The sequence below is a fragment of the Bacteroidia bacterium genome (genome assembly GCA_019695265.1).
Classification (GTDB): domain Bacteria; phylum Bacteroidota; class Bacteroidia; order JAIBAJ01; family JAIBAJ01; genus JAIBAJ01.
In genome coordinates, this window is sequence record JAIBAJ010000040.1 from 1 (window position 1) to 21713 (window position 21713).

At 38.5% G+C, this 21713-nt stretch carries 16 protein-coding genes; 6 read left to right on the top strand and 10 right to left on the bottom strand.

Translation table 11 applies throughout. From position 1 onward, the window contains the following. Window positions 1-310 precede the first annotated feature (310 nt). Window positions 311-538, top strand: a complete 228-nt coding sequence (locus K1X82_07600; protein ID MBX7181960.1) for a hypothetical protein — start codon at window positions 311-313, stop codon at window positions 536-538. Here the strand turns inward: K1X82_07600 and K1X82_07605 are convergent. The 6 genes from K1X82_07605 to K1X82_07630 are packed head-to-tail and all read right to left on the bottom strand — an operon-like array spanning window position 535 to window position 7553. Continuing rightward, window positions 535-1746, bottom strand: coding sequence for a DegT/DnrJ/EryC1/StrS family aminotransferase (locus tag K1X82_07605; GenBank protein ID MBX7181961.1), 1212 nt, complete (start codon window positions 1744-1746; stop codon window positions 535-537). The genes K1X82_07600 and K1X82_07605 overlap by 4 nt on opposite strands. After that, window positions 1743-2975, bottom strand: coding sequence for an O-antigen ligase family protein (locus K1X82_07610; protein MBX7181962.1), 1233 nt, complete (start codon window positions 2973-2975; stop codon window positions 1743-1745). The genes K1X82_07605 and K1X82_07610 overlap by 4 nt, the downstream gene beginning before the upstream one ends. Before the next feature lies 1 nt (window position 2976). After that, complete coding sequence (locus tag K1X82_07615; GenBank protein ID MBX7181963.1) at window positions 2977-3975, bottom strand: glycosyltransferase family 2 protein; 999 nt, start codon at window positions 3973-3975, stop codon at window positions 2977-2979. A 26-nt stretch (window positions 3976-4001) separates the two neighbouring features. Beyond that, window positions 4002-5120: a glycosyltransferase family 4 protein gene (locus K1X82_07620; GenBank protein MBX7181964.1), complete on the bottom strand. Its 1119-nt coding sequence runs from the start codon at window positions 5118-5120 to the stop codon at window positions 4002-4004. After that, window positions 5107-6330, bottom strand: coding sequence for a hypothetical protein (locus K1X82_07625; GenBank protein MBX7181965.1), 1224 nt, complete (start codon window positions 6328-6330; stop codon window positions 5107-5109). Before K1X82_07625 ends, K1X82_07620 begins: the two co-directional genes overlap by 14 nt. Window positions 6331-6341: 11 nt before the next feature. After that, complete coding sequence (locus tag K1X82_07630) at window positions 6342-7553, bottom strand: oligosaccharide flippase family protein (GenBank protein MBX7181966.1); 1212 nt, start codon at window positions 7551-7553, stop codon at window positions 6342-6344. A gap of 207 nt (window positions 7554-7760) precedes the next feature. On the opposite strand from K1X82_07630, the gene K1X82_07635 reads away from it, so the two are divergent. Further along, complete coding sequence (locus K1X82_07635; protein ID MBX7181967.1) at window positions 7761-9197, top strand: hypothetical protein; 1437 nt, start codon at window positions 7761-7763, stop codon at window positions 9195-9197. 588 nt (window positions 9198-9785) lie between these two features. Here the strand turns inward: K1X82_07635 and K1X82_07640 are convergent. Together K1X82_07640 and K1X82_07645 are read right to left on the bottom strand one after the other, a co-directional pair. Further along, a complete protein-coding gene (locus K1X82_07640; protein MBX7181968.1) occupies window positions 9786-11201 on the bottom strand; it encodes a beta-glucosidase in 1416 nt (471 codons plus the stop codon). Between the two features lie 628 nt (window positions 11202-11829). Then, window positions 11830-13074 carry a T9SS type A sorting domain-containing protein gene (locus K1X82_07645; GenBank protein ID MBX7181969.1) on the bottom strand — a complete coding sequence of 415 codons (1245 nt, stop codon included), beginning with the start codon at window positions 13072-13074 and terminating at the stop codon, window positions 11830-11832. 81 nt (window positions 13075-13155) lie between these two features. Here K1X82_07645 and purS point away from each other — a divergent pair, with 81 nt between their 5' ends. From purS to fahA, 4 genes are all read left to right on the top strand, one after another. Then, a complete protein-coding gene (purS, locus tag K1X82_07650; GenBank protein MBX7181970.1) occupies window positions 13156-13407 on the top strand; it encodes a phosphoribosylformylglycinamidine synthase subunit PurS in 252 nt (83 codons plus the stop codon). Between the two features lie 170 nt (window positions 13408-13577). After that, window positions 13578-17774, top strand: a complete 4197-nt coding sequence (locus K1X82_07655) for a PKD domain-containing protein (GenBank protein MBX7181971.1) — start codon at window positions 13578-13580, stop codon at window positions 17772-17774. Further along, window positions 17774-18544 (top strand): NRDE family protein, encoded by a 771-nt coding sequence (locus tag K1X82_07660; GenBank protein ID MBX7181972.1) that lies wholly within the window; start codon window positions 17774-17776, stop codon window positions 18542-18544. The genes K1X82_07655 and K1X82_07660 overlap by 1 nt, the downstream gene beginning before the upstream one ends. A gap of 1 nt (window position 18545) precedes the next feature. Continuing rightward, window positions 18546-19802: a fumarylacetoacetase gene (gene fahA / locus K1X82_07665; GenBank protein MBX7181973.1), complete on the top strand. Its 1257-nt coding sequence runs from the start codon at window positions 18546-18548 to the stop codon at window positions 19800-19802. Here fahA and K1X82_07670 read toward each other — a convergent pair. Both K1X82_07670 and rseP read right to left on the bottom strand, forming a co-directional pair. Next, on the bottom strand, window positions 19799-20314 hold the full coding sequence (locus K1X82_07670; protein ID MBX7181974.1) for a DUF2480 family protein: 516 nt from the start codon (window positions 20312-20314) through the stop codon (window positions 19799-19801). The genes fahA and K1X82_07670 overlap by 4 nt on opposite strands. Window positions 20315-20318: 4 nt before the next feature. Beyond that, the gene (rseP, locus tag K1X82_07675) at window positions 20319-21653 is read right to left on the bottom strand and encodes an RIP metalloprotease RseP (GenBank protein MBX7181975.1); all 1335 of its coding nucleotides are present in this window, start codon (window positions 21651-21653) and stop codon (window positions 20319-20321) included. Window positions 21654-21713: the final 60 nt, after the last annotated feature.

Below are 21713 nucleotides of genomic sequence, written 5' to 3' on the forward strand. Positions count from 1 at the left end.
TAATGCAATAAGAAACAAAATTGTCCTTAGGATATTTGCATGTGTAAGAAATGAAAAAAAGTACGAAAAAAATTTTCAGTACAATGTAAATTGAACATAGAAATCCGATAGCGTGACCCGAACGCCTATGCAAGTCGTTTGAGTATCTTGGCAAAAGGATGGAGGCGGAGGGGGCCCGCACACTAGCTATTTTAAAATGGATACGAATGGATATGCTTGATTTTTTCAATAAACGCTACCTCACATTTAAGTCGGTTTCTGGCATAAAATAGGTATTGTGGTATGTTAATTTCCATGTAATTTTGCTGCAATGAAAAAGCATACCATAAAGCTCAGGTATAATACTGATTGCAAGGATAATCGTCTCTATTGGAGAGTATTAATTGATGGAGTAGAACATCTGGCTGAAAATGTGCACATTCATATTCCAACCTTTACTACGGGTGACTATTTACCTGAAAAAGGGGTAACCAAGCATCACATCTCCTGTGAGAGCGATAACTTGGTTTGGGATGGAGATGTACTAACTATTTCTTAGTTCAACACTTCAGCTACACTGCTAACAACAGCCTGGATAACCTGTTCCACTTGGCTATCGTTTAGGTCGAAGTATACCGGCAAACTTATTTCTCTGCAATAATTGTCGTAAGCTACCGGATAATTGTTTATTGAAAACATGTCGGAATAGGCAGAGAGAAGGGGTATGGGTTTAAAATGAACATTTACAGAAACATCTTTATCGAAAATTCTTTGAATAATTTCATTTCGCTGAGCCAGGCTTACCCCTTTGATACGAAGCATGTATAAATGGTAAGAAGAGGTTTTATGCTGAGATTCATAAATAGGTAGTTCGGCCCAAGGGTATTTTTCGAAAGCCTTGTTGTATTGGTCCATTATAGATTTTCTTCTAACCAAATCTTCTCCATCATAGGTGCGTAAAGAAGCTAATCCAATTGCTGCAAGTACGTCAGGCATATTCCATTTATAACCGGGTTCAACAATGTCGTATTCCCAATTTCCTTTTTGGGTTTTAGCCAAGGCGTCTTTATTTTGTCCATGCAATGCTTTGGTTACCAAGTTTTTATACTCTTCTTCCGGGTTGAAACTTGCAGGAAGATTTAGACACAAGGCACCACCTTCAGCAGTGGTTAGATTTTTTACAGCATGAAAAGAGAAAACGGCCATATCGGCCCATTGAGCTGATTTTTTACCGTGGTAGATGGCCCCAAAGGAATGTGCGGCATCGGATAATACCAGAATTCTTCCTAATTTTTGTTGGTTAAGGTTTTCAGCCTGAAACAGTTCCAAGGTTTTGGATTGTGAAACAAGTTGGAATAATTCCTGGTAATCGCATGGATATCCTGCAATATCTACCGGCATAATGACCTTGGTTCGAGGGCTAATAGCAGCCTGAATGTTTTTAATAGAAATATTGAAATCTTCAGCCTGAACATCCACTAATACTGGAGTTGCGCCGCAATGCATTACAACATTTGCTGTTGCAGAATAGGTATAAGCAGGTAAAATAACCTCATCTCCGGCTTTTACTCCAAACCATCGCAATGCTAATTCTAATCCTGCAGTTGCCGAATTAAGGCATAAAACTTTCGGACTACCTACATATTTAGCTACTTCAGATTCCAATAGTTTTGTCTTGGGACCGGTTGTAATCCATCCGGAGCGCAAGGAGTCAACTACTTCATCAATTACAGATTGGGAAATGTGGGGAGGTGAAAAAGGAATCATGAAGAGACAGTGCTGGATTTAGATGGCAAAAGTAAGAGGTAAATAAAACAAAAGAAGTAGATTCCATTTTGTCGTTCAAGCATGGACTCAAACATAAAATGGACAAAGCAAATGAAAAGGAAAGACAAAAATACCGGACTTTGGTATTTAATTCCAGCCCAAAAACCACCCATAAACATGGTTAGAAGCAAAATTAGGCCAAGTATTCCATTGCTAATGGTTGTTTGAAGAAACTGGTTGTGTGGATTGTAGGTGCGTTCTGCTGGAATTCGAAGGTTTAGTCTTTGGTAGTAATTTTCTAATTCATCCATTACATCACCACAACCAACACCAAAAAGCCAGTTTTCCTTTGCAACCTCGATGGATGCCTGGTAAATTTGGGTTCGCATACGATTACTATCTCCGGCATCCGCCTTCTCCCCACCTGATTTCACATAAGTTAGTAAGGATTTGAACCTGGTTTTTTCAAGAAGACTTGTTTTTGAAAGGAAGAAAAGGCTAAAACCGGCTAATACTAGAAGGATGATAAAACGAAACTGACCATAGCGGGCATTTTTTAATACTATGTAGGAAAAGAAAATTAATAAAATTCCGTCGATAATTATCCCGGCTTTAGAAGCTGTATTTGCCAATCCAATTTGAATGAATAGAAAGATGAAAAAACTGAATAGTTGATTCTTTGTTGGAATCGTTTTCAAGCTAATTGTTTTTAAGTCGTATAGCAAGATAGACGAAGCTAACAAGAGATGCAAGCTGAAGTAGGAAGGATGCATCCACCTTACGAAGGAAGAGTAATAAAAGTGGTGGTCTCCCAAAGATAAATATTCATAGAAGGAAGCCAGGTAACAACTTAATAAGGAAAGGCAAACCGAGAAAATATAATAGGTTCGGAATTTGGAATGAACTAGAATACCACTAGGATTTAGAAAGTAAAGGATTGGGAATAAAAGGAAGGCTGCTTTTTGAATTGTTTTTGTGAGGGCTTCCGTTTGGTTGGAGCTGTAGAGTACAGATGCCAGGGTAAGAAGCCAGAATACAATCATCAAGCCCGGAAAAGGAAAGGAGGATTGATTGGATATGGTTTGTTTGGATTGAATACGAATACCAATTCCAAGTATAACTAAGGGAAGAATTAACCAGGTCGACCAAATAGGGCCAAAGGGAAGCAGGATGGCAAAACCCAGCCAACACGCTTGGTTCAATTTGTTCAACAACCCGGCCGAATTCATTTTATCTGGTAAGTCCGGATTGCCCCGGTTTTGAAATGTTTAGCAGGTAAAAGTCGATAATTCCTCTGAAATATCCCCACCCATAACTTAAATGAAGAATCAAAAAAGTATATATCAATGGAACCAATGACCCTAATTTAGAACTTTGTTGATAGGCAAAATAGCACGCAGAAATCAGGTAGGACAAAAGGACAAACAAATAGAAAATCCAATATCCCGGAATCAATAAACAAGCTATTCCACTCAAGAGAAAACAAACAAAGAAAAAGGGAATTAATTGACGAATAGTGGTGATGGTTTGGTGTTTTCTATTGACAAATACCTTCCAATATCCGTATTGGAAGTATTGTTTTCGAAGCTTTTCCCAATTTGAACGAACATAATACCTGACCGAAAAATCTTTAGAAAGCCAGATTTTATATCCGTTTTTCAATAGTCTGAAATTAAATTCATCGTCCTGGTTACGTGTTAAATCCTCGTCAAAAAAGCCAATCTGGTCAAAAACGAATCGAGGATAAGCTCCAAAGGCAACCGTGTCTACATAGCCGCTACTAGAACCAGTTCTAAAATAGGCATTTCCTACACCGAATCCTGAACCCATTCCCAAGGAAATTACCCGAGTTAATTCATCCAAACAAACATTTTCCAATACACCTCCAACACATCCCAATTCTTTTTGTTTGCTTAGCTGCTCCACACAACCTTGAACGTAGTTGGAAGACAATTCAGAATGTGCGCCCAAAATGATAATTATTTCACCGTTGGATGCTTTAATTCCAAGGTTAAGAGCAAATGGAGTTGTTTGTTTTTCATTGACAACCAATTTCAATTCCGGGAATTCCGATTTAAGCTGGTTCAATATGGAGATGGTTTGATCAGTGCTTTTACCATCTACCACTATAACTTCCAAGGAAGAATAGGTGGATTGGAAAACCGAACGAATACAAGATTCGATATAGTCTTCTTCGTTTCGACAAGGTATAACTACACTTACTAGCATTCTTGACTTATTCTGGTTGTTGAAAATTAGGATTGTTTTAATAGCTGATGGTAAATAGTCAAGAATTGTGGGGTAATGGATTCCCAGCTGTAGTTGTCTAAAATTTCTTTTCGGCCCGCTTGTCCCAAGGTAGAGGCTAATTCAGGGTCTTGAAGTAAGCGCTTAATAGCATGGGCAATTTCGGAAGGGTTTTGAGGGTTCGCAAATAAAGCACAGGGCTGAAAAATCTCTTTCCAAGCTTCAAATGAACTCATTACTATTGGAATTCCGCTTGCCATGTATTCAAATGGTTTGTTAGGCCTTGAATTCACATGATTGGCTACCGGTAGAAAATTGACAACTCCTACGTGTGCGGCTTTCATATAGGTATAGGCTACCTCTAAAGGTTGTTGCTCTATTACTTCCACTTTGTCCTTGTTAAGCAATTCTAAACATTCTTTTTCGAAACCTGAATCGGACCAAGTTCCCATTAGGATTAGTTTAGCATCCTCAATATAATCCATAGCCTGAATTAATTCTTTTATTCCACGAATGCGAGTTAATCCTCCGGTGTAAATGAGAATTGGATTCGAATAGCCTAAGTCTTTCTTTGCAATGGAATCTATTTTAGAAAGAATAGGGTAATTGCTGATTACATGCGATTTTCGGGCTGGGAAATCGGCTGCAATTTCATCCGAAACAGAGATTATTCCATCAAAAAATAAAGCTCCAAATTGTTGCATTAATCGAGCAAGCCCGGATACAATTTTTCTTTGTCTCGTCCCTCCAACCCATTCTTTTTCAAGTATATCTTTTGGTAAGTTTTCATGAACATCGTAAATGACTTTTTTCCCAAACAGTTTTAGTAAAATGGCAAAAGGAATAAACTCGGGATCATGAAAGTGGAATAGAACTGACCCGGTTTTTAATCCGGTTCGAAAGGCTAACCATCCATTTGAAATAAAACGTTTTAAACGGCTGGTTTGAATGGGTAAGGCATGTATATGAACCCCGTTTATATTCCGAGAATGGGTGTCCTGAATAATCAAATGTACTTCCATATCGGGCTGTAAGGCCAGGGTAGTACATTCTTTTTGGAATATACGAATATCCAATCCAAGATGAGCTGTGGAGATATGGCAAATACCTGTTTTAGGATTTTTCATGAAATAACTTGGATGTAAAAAGTCCTAGTAAAACCAATATCCCCCAACCTCCGGTTAATAACAAGGTGGTTAAAGAGGTGGAAGATATCATTAAACAACTGGATAAATTAATGGGAAGAGATAAGCGTGGATTAAAACGAGTAAATAGAAAAACCAGGTAAAAAACAATTGAAAGGAATATTCCACTGAATACCATTCCTTTTGTTCCAAAGTTGGCATAATCGTACATAAATGAAGCGCAGTTAACCCTTCCTTGATACCCTCTTCGGTAATAACCCGGATAAATATACCGATACAATTCGGTGGAGTAGTCTACAAAAGTTTCTCCTTTCAATCCGGCAATTATTTTATTACCTCTACCTTCTAAGAATGGCATCGAGTCAGGTACACATACAAACCAAAAAGCTACCGTTTTCCCCGGAACATAAATGATTCGATTCTGAAGTCCTGCAACACTTTTTTTGGTTGATTCTTGAAAGGTTTTTGGAGTCTCATCCACAATTCCGGAAGTGGCTTGGAAGGTATCTCCCCCGCGTAGAACAGGATTTGAACAGAACGATAATAGAACTGTACCTATTCCAATAATACCTGCCAAACCTAATCCCAACCAAAATTTCTTATCTAATAAACTACTAATTCCTAAAGGTAATAGAATGGTAAGGATTGGACTTTTCATGATTAGGGATAACCCATAACAGGTAGAAAACAATAAGAATAGCCAAAAGAACTTATTGCCGGTTTTGTATAAATAAAGCAAACAAAATGGCAATATCGCCTTTATTTCAAAACTATACAAGTAATTGAAAAGGGTTGGTACATTGGTAATGTTCTTTCTTATTTCATAAATTTCAAAGGAATTGTTGCTTAGGAATCCACGTATGGTTGGAATTCCTCCTAAAATATACCAATGTAAGGGTACAAAAAGGAAGGAGAACCACATCAATCCTTGAATTATCCGCTCCTGGGTGGATGGATTAAGTTGAAACCTAAGAAACCATTGTTGAATATTTACAGCAAAGGGTAACTTAATAGCCAGAAATAAATATGAAATTAAAAATGATACATAAAACAAGGCCAATGGTCCAAAATAAGTAAAACCTGTATAATGGTGAACTCCAATGCAAATAACCGAAAACAAAAAGGTGTAAAGTATTGCTCCATAATGGAGTCCAATGTTTTTTAGTTGACCGATGAATGTTGGGGAAATCAATTCAATGGAATTTATAAGGTTCTTAATTGGTTTTCATAGCGCATGGTTTGCCAAAATATCAGTAAACCATAAATAGTGTAGGCGGTACTGTCGAATAGTATCGATAGTTGTAAGAATTGCTCAAATGGTAAATGAATGAAAAAATACAAACAGGATGTAAGTAAACAAAATCCAAGCTGCCATAATCCTAATATTTTTACCTTGTTTAAGGCGGTTAGGGTAGGACTAATTGGTGAAACAATAGCTTGAATTCCAATAGATACCATCATCATTCCTGCTAGTTTTCCTGCCGTTATCCACTGCTCTCCAAATAAAATGGAAAACAAATATGGGCCCCAAGCATTCAACACAACCAAACCAACTATTGCAGGTATTAGTAGCCAAAGCACTACCTGTATTAGGTTTCTTTTGATGCTTTGTTTGTTTCTTATCTTTTCAGAGGTTTCGGAAAAGGTGACTTGGGCAATCATGGCAGTCACAAATGCCAATGGTACAAAAATTACCTGCCTCACAAAGCTATAATACCCGCTTTGAGTTGCATCAAAATAATGGAGTATTATAAAAACCGGTATAGTTATCGAAATTCCATTGAATAGAGCTGGTAGTGCAGTAAATATAGGGAATTCTTTGTATTTCCAAAGTTCTTTCCATTCCTTGTTTATTTCAAATTGACCCAATTTTAAGTTTCCAATTCCCGCTTGCCAAACTGAGAATACAGACAAAAAAATGGCCCCTAATGCATAGGCAAATATTAAACCATTGGCAATACAATAAAAACCAAAAAGAAGACTGAAAAAGCTAATCGAAAAACTTTGCACTATCTTGTTTAAAGAGGTTTTTCTAAATGCTTTTTTGCGTATAAACCAATAATTGATCGATTGATTGATTCCGGTCAGAAAAACATATAATCCGGTTAAAATAGCAACCAGTTCGGCCGTAAGTCCGGCATTGCTTAAGTTGGGTATAAATAAATAGGTCAATAAGCCGGATAAAATAGCAACCAACAAGGCAATCATCCAACTGCCTTTTAGCAGTTTTTGAGCATCTTCATCTGCTTTGGGTAAAACGATGGCCATTTCGTATCTCAGGGTGGATACTATTGCCAAGGTATTGGCCAAATTAGACCAAAATCCAAATTCTCCAAACTGACTTGGATTGTATAATCTACTCAATATTGGAGATAGTAATGCCGGAATTATTTGAGCAACAAAGCCTCCAGACAAAAGAACAAGGAAGTTTTTTGCTAAAGGTGATTTCCCAAATATAGTTTTTAAATGCTCCAAATGAGGGTGAAAGAAAAAGTCAATGTTGATAAGCAATAAACCCACTAAATCTGAGTTATTGCCGCTGCAAAAGTATAAATTCCCTGTGTTAGGATTTGACTGAGGCAGCAACCTTTTAATTATTTACTTTTAACCCTTTCAATTCAAATGCGATTTTTAGTTTTTTTAAGTGTAATTTTTCTACTAGGTATCCTGGGTACTTCTTGTCGTAAAGAGACTTTTACTACTTCCGGTGTTTTGGAATTTGATAAAGATACCGTAATGTTTGATACCGTTTTTACCACCTTGGGTTCAGCTACAAGATCGTTTAAGGTTTATAACAGGCACAACGAGAATATCCGGATAAGCCAAATTTATTTGGCAGGTGGCGAGGCTAGTAAGTTCCGGATTAATATGGATGGTATGTCGGGACGTAGTTTTTCCGATATTGAAATTGCCCCAAACGATAGCATTTGGGGGTTTGTAGAGGTAACCCTTGATCCCAATAACCTCAACACGCCGCTTATTGTAACCGATAGTATTCTGTTTGTAACCAATGGTGTAACTCAAGATATGGATTTAGTTGCCTTTGGCCAGGATGCGTATTTTCACTTTCCGGGACCTTCTGATTCAACCGGGGTTTTTGATTTAACATGCGATGAACATTGGCATAACGATAAACCTCATGTAATTTATGGTTTTGCCAGAGTGAAAAAGGGATGCTCCTTAACTATGGACCCGGGAACCAGGGTGCATATCCACCGATATTCCGGCATTTATGTCGATGAGGGTTCCTTGTTTATTAATGGTACTTTATCCGATTCGGTATCCATTCAGGGTGATCGCTTGGAGTTGAATTACCGAAATATGCCCGGACAATGGGAGTATATCCGATTGTTTAAACCTGCCGCTGCAACCATTCAACATGCCATTATTAAAAACGGAAACATGGGAATTGTGGCCGATTCCTTTTCCGTTGCAGGTAATAATTATGAGATTTTTATCCGTAATTCCAGGTTATTAAATTTTGCCTCTGCCGGCTTTTTGGGCAGAGGAAGTAAGGTGCTATTGGAAAATTGTATCATGGCAAATGCCGGACAGGTGGCAGCAGGATTTTTATATGGCGGAAATTACCGAGCCAACAATTGTACCTTTGCTAATTATTACTCCTACAGCACTCGCAATACTCCTTGTGTGGTACTCAATAACTACTTTAAAGACGAAAATGAAACTGTTTTTGCAAGAGATTTAGACGAAGCCACTTTCCAAAACTGCATAATCTATGGTAGCAATCCTTCTGAATTGGAGTTTGATAAAGCCGATGCCGGAAACTTTAGCTACCAATTCAATTATTGCTTGTTTAGAGTTAAGGATGATTTTGATACCTCTGATGCACTGAAGTTTAATAACGTGATAAAAAATCCAGATGGGGATAGTCTTTTTGTAGATTATTCCATTAATAATTATCGTTTAAGAGCCGGTTCTCCGGCACGTAACCGAGGCTCCTTGGATTTTCTAACCTCGGATACCCAAAACGATTTAGAAGGGAATAGCAGAACCCTGGATGGAATTCCGGATTTAGGTGCCTTGGAGTTTAGAGAATAAACTAAATTTCCACGAACAGTTCTTTCCCTGTTTTAGGTTTATTGCAGTAATTCCAAAATTGTCATTTGAAACAAAGTGAAAAAATGACAAGGCCGGTGGAATGCGTGAAAATTCGGATTAACCCCAGGCTAGTGTTAGTTAGTGCCGAGGAAACAAAATGTTAGTCCTATTTTACAAGAAATATTAACACTTAATTGGACTTACATTTTGTACTCTCGGTATTCTTACCAATTAAAATTACTTGAAAACCTTACTAACACTTGTCTCGAAACGTAGTTTAAAATTTCAAATGACAATTTTGGGATTACTTCAAAACCTTACCAACACTTGTCTGGAAAAGCAGTTTTAAATTTCGATCGAGGAATTTGGGTTTAAACTAATTAGGTTGATTATTTTTGGAAGTAGTAGGTAATTCTGGGGTTGTGTCCGGGCAGGGATAGAGGCAAGTAGCCCACAGGAGTATGCTGCGCCGAACCCTTTCGGTGCAGCATGCGACGAGGACTACAGCCGATAGCCCGACCATGAGCATTGCAATTAGCCGGGATTTAGCAAGAACTTATTGCGAATGGGGCCCGCCTAATAAAAAAACTATTTCTTAGCTAAAAAATCTCTGAACCAAAGTCCACTGTCTTTCACTATTCGTTTTTGAGTTGCAAAATCTACATATACAATTCCAAAACGTGGCTTATAACCTTCCGCCCATTCAAAATTGTCGAGTAAAGTCCAACAAAAATATCCACCCACATTTATACCTTCTTTTTTGGCCCTTAATACCTGCTCTACGTAGCGTTGATAATAGTTTACACGTTGTGTATCATGCACCCGGTCCCCTAAAACATAATCCGGAAACGATGCACCATTTTCTGTAACAATTAGTTTTTTAACGCCCGGATAAGCAGCAAATTTTTTCAGCAAGTGGTAAATTCCTTCCGGATACACTTCCCAATTCATTAGGGTAATTTCACTAACTCCTTTTCGCTTCTTGGGTGGAACCTCCAAGCCTTTCACATACGGAATATACCAAAGTTTTTTTATCATTTCTCGGGTATAATTCTGAACACCGATAAAGTCAAAATCGAACTTCAATTTTTCCATGTCTCCATCTTTTATATAATTTTCAATGGGCTTAATCATGGGTAACTTTTCGGTAGGATATCCCAACCCTAAGGATGGTTCAAAAAACAAGGTATTTAGCAGGGTATCCCATCGGGTCATCGCTTTACCGTCTCTAGCTTCGTCTTTCCAAGGTACAATATGGCTGCACGAAAAGGTCGTTCCAATTTGGGCTTTAGGTACATTGCTTCGAATAATCCGGGCACCTTCGGCCTGGCAATAGGTTAAATGATGAACAGCCGCACAGAAATGTTTCACCCCACGTATTCCGGGTGCGTGATAACCCAGAAGGTAACCAAGTCCGGCCGATGACATGGGCTCATTAAGAACCATCCAGTTTTTAACTTTATCACCATACGTTTTGGTAATTAAATGAGCATATTCCGAAAACCAATCAATCACTTCTCTGTTCATCCATCCTCCTTTGTCTTGAAGTTTTTGAGGTAAATCCCAATGGTAAAGGGTTGGCCAGGGTTGTATGCCTTTTTCTAAACAGGAATCAATTACCCGGTGATAATAGTCCAGTCCTTTTTGGTTAGGTTGTCCGATCCCATCAGGTAAAACACGGGTCCACGAGGTACTAAACCTAAAAACATTCATATTCAGCGATTGCAAAATAGCTAGGTCCGAATCGTAGGTATGGTAAAAATCGCAGGAAACATCGCCCGTTTCGCCCCGTTTAATTTTGCCTTTGGTATGCACAAAGCGGTCCCAAATACTTTCACCTTTCCCGTCTAAATTCCAGGCTCCTTCAATTTGGTAGGCTGCAGTAGCAACTCCCCAAAGAAAATCCTTTCCAAAATCTTGTTTCGTAAATCCGGGACCTGATTTTAGTAATTGTGAGAAACTATCGGTAGGGGCTAAGGCTAGTCCGCCGGCTGTGATGCCCATGTTTTTGAGTAAATCTCTGCGATTCATTGAAAAAGCTTAAGTGCCCAAATGTAATACGGAAAGAATAAGCAAAAAAGGCCTATCAGTAAATTATGCTTACATTGTATTATCCGAATGCAGGTTGTGTGGTTCTTATTCTTGTGTGTACAAGTTTCGAAGCATGGTAAAGTGTTTTTGGCGGGCCCCCTCGCCCTCCTAATTTTCCGGGAATTTATAGAGTTCAGACCATGGGCTTCGGGTCACGCTATCGGCTGTAGTCCTCGTCCACCTAGGCTAAAGCCGTAGGTGTCCTGTGGGCTACTTGCCTCTATCGTTGCCCGAGGTGCAAGCCCAATAATTAAGGCAATATTGATGTTTGATTAGGAAAATAGTGTAGAAAAAAAGGGAAATTGTTTTTAACTCTCATTTCTTTACTTTCATACTTTCTGCTACAAGATTGCCGGGTGAAACTTTATCCGAAATCTGGTAAAGAGTGAAATTAAAAATATAAATTTTAGTCCAGCAATCAAGGGTTATGATTCTGAGTTTATTCAATATCAATTTAGGATTGACTTATTTTTTAGTTCAAAATTCAAGATTGTTCGGGCTGAGTTATTAGCTGATAAAGGGCATAGTGAGTTAATTTCATTTATTGCTTTACGAACCGTATGGCATAGTTGAGTTGGGGATGGCTAAGGAAATATATTCCCGGGCTTAATGAGCTTATCGAAAGTATACCATGGTCAGCCTTAGAAAGTTCGAAATTTTGTCCGAGTATATTGTAAACAACCCAGTTAGAAGACGAGTTTGTTTCAGGAAGAAAAAGTAAATCGGTAGCCGGATTGGGGTATACCAAATAGGGGGGGGATTTCTCAACCTCAATTCCTGTTTGAAGTTCGTATGTGTAGATTATTTTCTTCTGATTTTCCCAGGATTGATTTTGAAAATCCAGCTCAATTTGGTAGTCAATATCGCCTTGAGCATTGTCGGTATAATTGGTGTGGGTGCCATTGTATTGGTACCAGGAATTATTGACCTGGCTGAAGTTCCTTATTTCCTTAATTCGACCATTAGACGTGTAATAATCATATTCATTTTTAAGGCTATCCAGCCAAAGTCCATTGGTAAAACGCTGGTATACCTCTAGGTTCGGTTTGCCTGGATTTGCCCACGAAAAATTAGCTTTTTCAAGACCTACGAAATTTCCTGAAACTATTTGGTAAAGTTCATAAGATGTCCGGTTGTCGTTGTACCATTGCATAAAATCTCCGGTTGAATATGGATTTAGGAAGGAAAGAGCTTGTAAATTTTGAATAGGATTCCAACCGTTATTCCATTGGTATATTTGTGCTGAAACTGGGGAATTTCCTGAGTAATTCCAAATAAACAATTTTTGGTTTTCAAAGGAAGAGGTGTTGTTGTTCCAGGTTTCTATACGAATGGAGTCAGGCAGGTTATTTTGAAAGGTAAAGTTTCTTTTTTCACCCAATTGAATACTCCAGTTGTTGTTAATCCAGTTGGCAGAGGTTTTCATAATCTGATTACCTAAACTATCATACGCATAATTCAATTGGAAGTAATTGTTCCAATTGCTGTTACTGTAAAGCTGAGTAGTTGCTTGTACGGGGCGGTGAAGAGAATCAAACAGGGTATTTTCACGACTGTAAAGGTTCCAGCTACCGGAGGAGGTATTGAGGGTAAAGACATCTTTTATTTTACCTGAAAGATTGCCTGCCGAATCGTAGGAAAAGGTTAAACGCTCGTAGTTTTCCCATGTTCCAGACCAGTATTGAATAACCTGTTGTTTGATTCGGAAATAAGATTGAGCTTTTGTTGAAGAAAAAGCCAGAAGGAAGGTTATCCAACAAATGACAAAAGGATAGGAAAGACGCATTGGAAAAAATTTATCAAAAGTAATGAAATCAATTTTGAAATCCATTTGCTTCCACCATCTTTGCACTTTCAAACCAAAAACATGAAATTTGTCGCCGAAATAGACGTAATGCCGTTAAAAGCCTTGTTGGATCCGCAAGGTAAAGCTGTATCCGGAAGTATGAAGAATCTTGGTCTTCCTGAAATTACCAATGTGAGAATTGGTAAACATATTCAACTGGAGGTGGATGCACAAACCAAGGAAGAAGCTGAGAGAAAGGTTGAAAAGGCCTGTAAATCTCTTTTAGCAAATCAGATAATGGAGAGTTTTACCTTTTCCATAGCAGAAGCTTAGACTTTTAAGAAATTGTTTATAATTTAGGTCGTTTCAATTTTTTTTGGAAGTTTTCTCAAAAAAAAAGATTATATTTGCCATTCCCCTGTTAGACCTATGGGTAAATGATACGCCACCACTTTTATGTTAGGATAGTTCTAAGTTTTTTTGCCTTAGTGGCGGGGGGTTCTGTGTCTTATTCTCAATCACAAAGTCAATGTGATAATTCCGACTTCTTTTTTCAAAATTTTAATGGATGGAATGGATTCACCGGTGGATGTTGTCCAATTGTTGCGAATACTCCTGGCTTAGTACCCGGCAGACATACCATCATTAGCGCACCAGGGGTTGATCCTAATACGTGTGGAGGTTTGCAAATTTTGCCTCCTGGAGTTCCACAAGTTGCTCGATTAGGTGATTCCAATGTTGGCGCGGAGGCTGAACGTTTGCGTTATACTATTCCGATTGTTACTCCTGGTAATGCCTTGTTTATTTATAGTTTTGCAGTAGTTTTGGAAAGTCCCGGACATAGTTGCTCGGAGCAGCCCCGGTTTCAGGTTAAAGTGACTAATGCAGCCGGAAATGTTATCGATCCTAACTGTGCATCTTATAACTATGCCTCCGGTGGTTGTGGTACTAACCAAGGGAATTTTTCGAATTGTAATGGGGTAGAATGGCAGAATTGGCAAACTGCCGCTTTGGATTTGACACCATATTTGAATCAGTCAATAAATATTGATTTTTCTACAGGCGATTGTGATTTGGGGGGGCATTTTGGTTATGCTTATTTGTATGGATCTTGCCAGGCTCTCGTAATTGATGTGGCCTATTGTGCCGGTTCCAATCAGGTTGTTTTGACAGGCCCTCCGGGTTTTGCTCAATACCAGTGGTGGAAAACCGCGCAGCCTAATACCATTCTAGGAAATAGCCAGTCTTTAAGTGTTAGTAATCCGGTTATTGGAGATCAGTACACCTGTAAGCTTACCACGTTTGCAGGTTGTCAAATTTTGTTGAATTGTCAAATTCAACCCAGTATTGTCAATGCAGATTATGATTTTACAACCGCCTGCGCCGGGGAAATCGTCAATTTCTATGATTTATCCAATGTGAATAATTCCCAAATTAGCTCTTGGCTTTGGGATTTTGGCGACGGAGGAACATCCAATCTTCAAAACCCAACGCATAGTTTTGCTACTGGAGGTGTTTATAATGTTCGACTTATTGCCGGATCAAATGCCGGATGTTCCGATACTATTATTCAACAAGTAACAGTAACACCAAGACCTACAGCTCAATTTACGGTTAATAATTCATGTGTTGGTACACCGGCCACCTTTGTCAATACCACACCCAATGCCAATGTGTTGAGTTTTAATTGGAGTTTTGGAATAAATAATGCCGTTTCTCTTGCGCAATCACCAAGTTTTACCTATCCCGCTAGTGGTACTTTTCCTGTAACCCTTATGGCAGCCGATGCAAACGGTTGTAGAGATACCTTGATTTCTCAAATTACTGTAAATCCTGTACCTCATCCGGATTTTACCGTACCCAATATTTGTGTTGGTGTTCCGGTTACATTTACAGATGCTTCTGCTAGTTTAGGTGGTGCAATTACCAATGTAACCTGGAATTTTGGTCCCGGTCAAAATGCCGTTGGCAATACTGCTACTCATACTTTTAATTCAGTTGGTGTAGCCAATGTGGTGATAACAGCCACAGATGCCAATAACTGTGTAAACGATAGCCTAGTTCTTGTTACTATTAACAGAAGGCCTACACCATTTTTTAATGGAACAACAGAATGTTTAGGTAATACAACCTTGTTTACGGATGGTTCTTCTTCTACCAATGGTGGTATTGTAAGTTGGCATTGGGATTTTGGAACAGGTAATCCGGCAGATACTGCCAATGTTCAAAATACAGGTTTTGTTTTTCCTGCATCCGGCGATTTTTCTGTTCAGCTTTCAGTTACAGATGCTATCGGTTGTCAAAATTCCTATACAGGACCAATCCATGTTGGAAATATTCCGGTAGCTGACTTTTCAATAATTAATCCCCAAGATCGTTGCCTTGGTCAAACACTTTATTTTCTGAACTCTTCCAGCTCCTCGGTTGATGCTTTGAATGGATTTGTTTGGAATTTTGGTGTAACCCCGGCTGTGACCTCCGGAGCCACTAATCCTAATTTTACTTACTTAAGTGAAGGTCAGTATACCATCGTTTTAACTACCTCCACTGTTTTTAATTGTGTTTCTGCACCCGATTCTTTAACCATCTATGTAAATCCAATACCTACTCCTGGTTTTACAAGTACCGAGGTTTGTGCAGGATTCCCTACCGATTTTACCAATACCAGCACGGTAACTACCGGACAAATAGTTTCATATGATTGGATTTTAAGTCAGTTTCCTTACGCAACCGATGTTGTCCAAGATCCTTCATACACCTATATGGTTGGAGGAACTTACCAGGTTACCTTAACTGCCGAAACTGATTCAGGATGTTCTGCCACAATTCAACAACCAATATTGGTTTATCCTGATCCAATTGCCAATTTTTCATCTACTACAATTTGTCAGGGATTTGAAACCGATTTTACTGCATTGGGCCAAGTTGCTTATCCCGATAACTTAGTTGGGTTTGATTGGGATTTCAATGCCGGGGAAGGTTTAGATACCGGAAACGCAGAGCAACATCCTCGTTTTATCTTTGGATCTCATGGTACTAAACCGGTTACTTTGGAAGTAACAACTAACCATGGCTGTGTTAGCGATACAACCATTGATGTGCTTGTTTATTCCAAACCGGTAACTGACTTTACTTTTACAAATGTTTGTGCAGGCTTTCCTATTAGTTTCACGAATAACTCTACCAATGCCGATGGTCCTTTAAATCCATATTGGAGTTTCGGAACACCTTTTATAAATTTCCCATATAATACTCAGGCAAACCCTACCGTAACCTATAATACTGCTGGACCATACCAGGTTATTCTATCTACAGCTTCTTCTCATGGTTGCGTAAATAGAGATACGCAAATGGTAAGTATTTACCCAATTCCTTTAGCTGATTTTGTCGTTGATCCTTCTTGTTTGAAAAGCCCCGCTCTTTTCGTTGACTATTCTACTGTTTCTAATCTGTTTTCGGATGTCATTGATACCTGGAGTTGGGATTTTGGGGATGGTCCTACACCGGGAACATCAACCTTGCAAAATCCTAGTTATTATTATTCTAATTTTGGAGCATTTTCTGTGAATTTAGAAGTTACTACCAACCATGGTTGTGTCAATGATGTAACTAAAAATGCCATCGTTTATCCTATTCCACAAGTTGATTTTATATGTGCCCCGGCTTGTAGCACACATCAATCTGTATTTTTTAATACTACTCAAATGCCATTTCCGGGTCATGTTGATTCCTGGTCTTGGGATTTTGGGGAAGCAGGTGCTAGCTCTACAGATAGTTTTCCTACTCACCTCTATCAAACTGCCGGTACTTTTACTGTAACTTTAGAAGCTACTACAGATGACAACTGCGTTATCGATACAACCAAGGATGTCATTGTAAATCCGCTTCCGGTTGTTTCTTTTACTACCGATACCATTGAAGGTTGTCAACCACTGGAGGTTACTTTGTCCGATTTAATAACTAATCCAACAGGTTATACCGTTGATTTTTGGCATTGGAATTTTGGAGATGCACATTTTTCAGATGATCCAAGCAGGGCAACCAATATCTATGATAGCTATGGTTTATTTGATGCCCAGCTAATTTTGACTACCAGCGACGGTTGTCAGGATTCATTGACTCTCAATGATTTAATTGATGTTTGGCCTAAACCAATTGCGGATTTTGCTGTGGATCCTCAACCTACTACGGAATTAGATGCCTGGATTACATTTACCGATTTAAGTACTTTGTTTGTTACAAAATGGGATTGGGACTTTGGTGTTAGGGATAGCATTAATGATGTTAGCACCATACAAAATCCAATTTACTTATACCCCGATTCCGGAACCTATCATCCGACCTTAATTGTTGAAAATCGTTTTGGTTGCAGAGACACAGTCACTAGACCAACTATTATTAGACCTGACTTTGTTTTCTATATCCCAAATTCCTTTACTCCTCAGGATGGAAGAGACGATTTGAATGAGACATTCAATGGTTATGGAGTTGGCATCAAATCCTATGAAATGCGAATCTATAATCGCTGGGGTGAAACAGTTTACAAAAGTGAAAATCCAAAATTAGGATGGGATGGTAAACTGAGAAATTCAGGCGATCTTGCAAAACAAGATGTGTATGTTTATGTCTTCGAAATTACCGATGTGCATAATCGATTCCATATCTACCGTGGACATGTTACCTTGGTACGTAGTAAATAGTGTGTATTAGTGTTTTTTCATTTGGGCAATCAACCCAATTCCCCTTTGTGTTAATCTCCAATAGGGATGAATTCCTTTCTCGGGAATCTCAATCTGCAAAGTTTCATGGGAAGGATAATTCAGTTTTATCAGGCCTTGATTTGGAAAAAGGAGGAACTTGGCTTGGTATTACCAAATACGGAAAGTTTGGCCTAATTACAAATTATAGGAATCCTTCCTTGCTTAAAGATCAGGTTCGTTCACGTGGAGAATTGGTTTTAAATTATTTAAATTCAAACCTGGATCCAAGTACCTATTGCTCACAAATTGAAAAGAATATTGATTCTTACAATGGATTTAACCTCATTTTGGGTGACTTGAAAGATCAATCCGTTTGCTATGTTTCAAATGTGCTAATGGAAATAAAACGAATTGACCCCGGACTTTATGGCGTCAGCAATGCCTTTCTTGATACACCTTGGCCCAAAGTTCAATCCTTGAAAGATCAGTTTAATACTTTGCTGTTGAATGAATCTATGGAATTAAATGAATTAGAAGCTTTGCTCTTAAATACCCATACTTATCCTCTTGAGATTTTGCCAAACACCGGGGTTAAACCTGAACTTGAACAAGCACTATCTTCCGTGTTTATTTCTCTACCTACTTATGGAACGGTTTGTTCTTCCATCATACAAATGGATAGCCACGGATTAGTTACTTTTAGGGAGTTGATTCATAATCACGATAATTCTACCTTTGTCCGAAATCAATTTCAATTTAGAATTCAATAAAATGGCAATTACCAAACTTAAGTCTTGGGTAAATATTCCGGATAATCATGACTTTTCAATATACAATTTACCTTTTGGAGTTTTTACTCACCAAGGTAAAAGCAAAAGGGTAGGGGTTGCAATTGGTGATTATGTTTTAGATATTTACGCTCTTCATTTGGCCGGAATATTAAGTAGTTCTGCTTCCATCGAACTGTTCAATCAACCCTTTCTGAACGGACTTATGGAATTAGGTAGAAACTATGCAGGTGATTTGAGACTTAACATTCAAAAACTATTGCTGGATGGTAGAACTGAACTTCAAACCCGGGATGATTTATCAACTTTTTTGATTCCCGCCAAGGAATGTGAACTTCACTTGCCCGTACAAATTGGCGATTACACTGATTTTTATTCCAGCATGGAGCATGCAACCAATGTAGGTATGATGTTCAGAGATCCTGCCAATGCCTTATTACCTAATTGGAAACACTTACCGGTTGGTTACCACGGACGTTCTTCGTCTATTATTCCATCCGGACAACCTATTCATCGTCCAAAAGGACAAACCAAAGCCGATGATCAAACGACGCCTAGGTTTGGTCCTTGCCGATTGTTGGATTTTGAATTGGAAACCGGTTTTTTTGTGAGTGGTTCCAATCCTTTAGGAAAGTCAATTTCAACCCAAGAGGCAGATAATTTCATTTGGGGCATGGTGTTGTTTAATGATTGGAGTGCACGTGATATTCAAAAATGGGAGTATGTGCCTTTGGGCCCTTTTTTGGCCAAGAATTTCGCTTCTTCTATTTCTCCTTGGGTTGTTTTGATGGATGCCCTTGAACCTTTTCGAGTTGCAGGACCTGTGCAGGATCCTAAAGTTCTTCCTTATCTGGAGTATGCTGGAGATAAGAATATTGATCTGAATTTGGAAGTTACCATCAAGCCTGCCAATGCCTCTGAAACCTGCGTTACCCGTAGCAATTTTAAATACATGTATTGGAATATGAACCAGCAATTGGCACATCAAACCAGTAATGGTTGCAATGTTCGTACAGGCGATTTATATGGAAGTGGCACCATCAGTGGGCCTACGGTTGGTTCCTATGGCTCTATGCTGGAAATAACTTGGAGTGGGAAAAATCCTGTAAAAATGCAGGATGGTACTGAACGTAAATTTTTGAACGATGGTGATACAGTGGTTATGAGGGGCTGGTGCGAAAAGGATGGTATTCGGGTTGGATTCGGAGAATTAAGTACCCAAATTTTGCCTTCTAATTAACCATTCTTTTTCTTGTAAATCGGAACAGTACTGCAGGCTTCACCAAACATAATCGATTTGGCAATTGGTTTTAACAAACTAGTAATTTCAAGGTAAGCCGAAGCCGGAACCGGATATTTACTGCAACCCCGCACAATTATTCGCTGATCCTGAAAAGGAGTCAAATCAATTTTTTGAATGGCATCGTGGAAAATTAATTCCTCTAATTTCGTTAAATCGCCAAAAACTATTTTAGCTGCAAAGGGTTGTAACGATGAAGCAACTAACATGTATGCCCAAACCGGAATAATTGCCTCTGTAGAACAATAAACTGCAACCAGTTTGTCTTGGTAAATGGTCCAGTCCGTTTGGGAAATATAGTCCCTGAAATCTTTTTCCTTTAATAGTAATCCTTGCCAAAGTTGATCCTTTAAATCTAACCCAATGCGCTGGTTTTTAGGATAATAATCCTCCAGGTTGAAATTGACTAATCCACTTTGTTCTACTTTGTTTACGATGCCTTCAACTTCCATAAATCTAAAATTGTTTGGTAGCTAAGCGATATAAATCGTTTCCATTGGCAAAAATCATCAACGAAAACAATATGGCCATTCCTGCATATTGGGCATATTCCATAAATTTCTCGCTAGGCTTTCTGCCAAGTATGATTTCATATAATAAAAACATAACATGACCGCCATCCAAAGCCGGAATTGGTAAAATATTCATGATTGCCAATACAATTGAAAAAAAGGCGGTGATGTTCCAAAAGTGTTCCCAATTCCAAGTCGATGAGAATATTCGTCCCATCGAGGCAAAACCTCCAACACTTTCATACCCTTTAATTTTGGGTGAAAAGATTAATTTAAATTGCTTAATGTAATTTTCAAAGGTGGTTACTGCCTTTTCAATCCCTTTTGGAAAACTTTGCAAAAGGGAATAATGAACAACTTTTAGGGTGAAAAAATGTTCGTAAGGTTGCCTAAAAACACCCATAAATCCGGTTTCTGGCAAATGAAAGGTTAGGTCAACCGGTTTTCCAGCTCTAAAAACGGTTACCACTATGGTTTTTGACTTATTGGCATTTAAAATGGTTCGGGCTTCATCGAAAAAGGTAACAGGTTCACCATTAATGGCTACAATTTGATCATCTACCTTCATGCCGGCCAATTTAGCGGGTGATGTGCTATCAAAATCTCCAACGGTAAACGGTATTCTAGGTTCAATGAATCCACTATTTCTGGCCTTTACCATCTCTTTTTTGGCCTCATCCGTAATATGAACATCCATCGCCTTTCCATCCCTGATTATCTGAATCCTATCGGCCTCATTCAACAGTATTTCCTTGTAAATCTCATGAAACTTTTCAATTTTCTTATTCTGAATCGTTACAATTTTATCACCATTCCTTAATCCCATATGGTATCCAATAGAATCTACCATAATGCCATATTTTGCATTTTCCATAGGAAGAAAAGTTTCCCCATAGTAGAACATTATTCCGGCATAAATTAAAACACCCAGAATAACATTTACCGTAACCCCTCCAATCATAATAATCAAACGTTGCCAGGCCGGTTTACTTCTAAATTCCCAAGGTTCGGCGGGTTTGTTTAAAAATTCTTTGTCAACACTTTCGTCAATCATGCCGGCAATTTTTACATAACCGCCTAATGGAATCCACCCAATTCCGTATTCCGTATCGCCTTTCTTGATTTTGAAAATTGAAAAATAGGGGTCAAAAAATAAATAGAACTTTTCTACCCTGGTTTTGAACCATTTAGCAGGTAAAAAATGCCCTAATTCATGTAATCCGATTAATATCGATAAACTTAAGATTAATTGCGCAGCTTTTATTAAGAATTCAGACATGGATGGGTTTCTTCAAAAAAAAGATGGCAAAGATACAAAAGCAAGACAAAAAGTTGAACT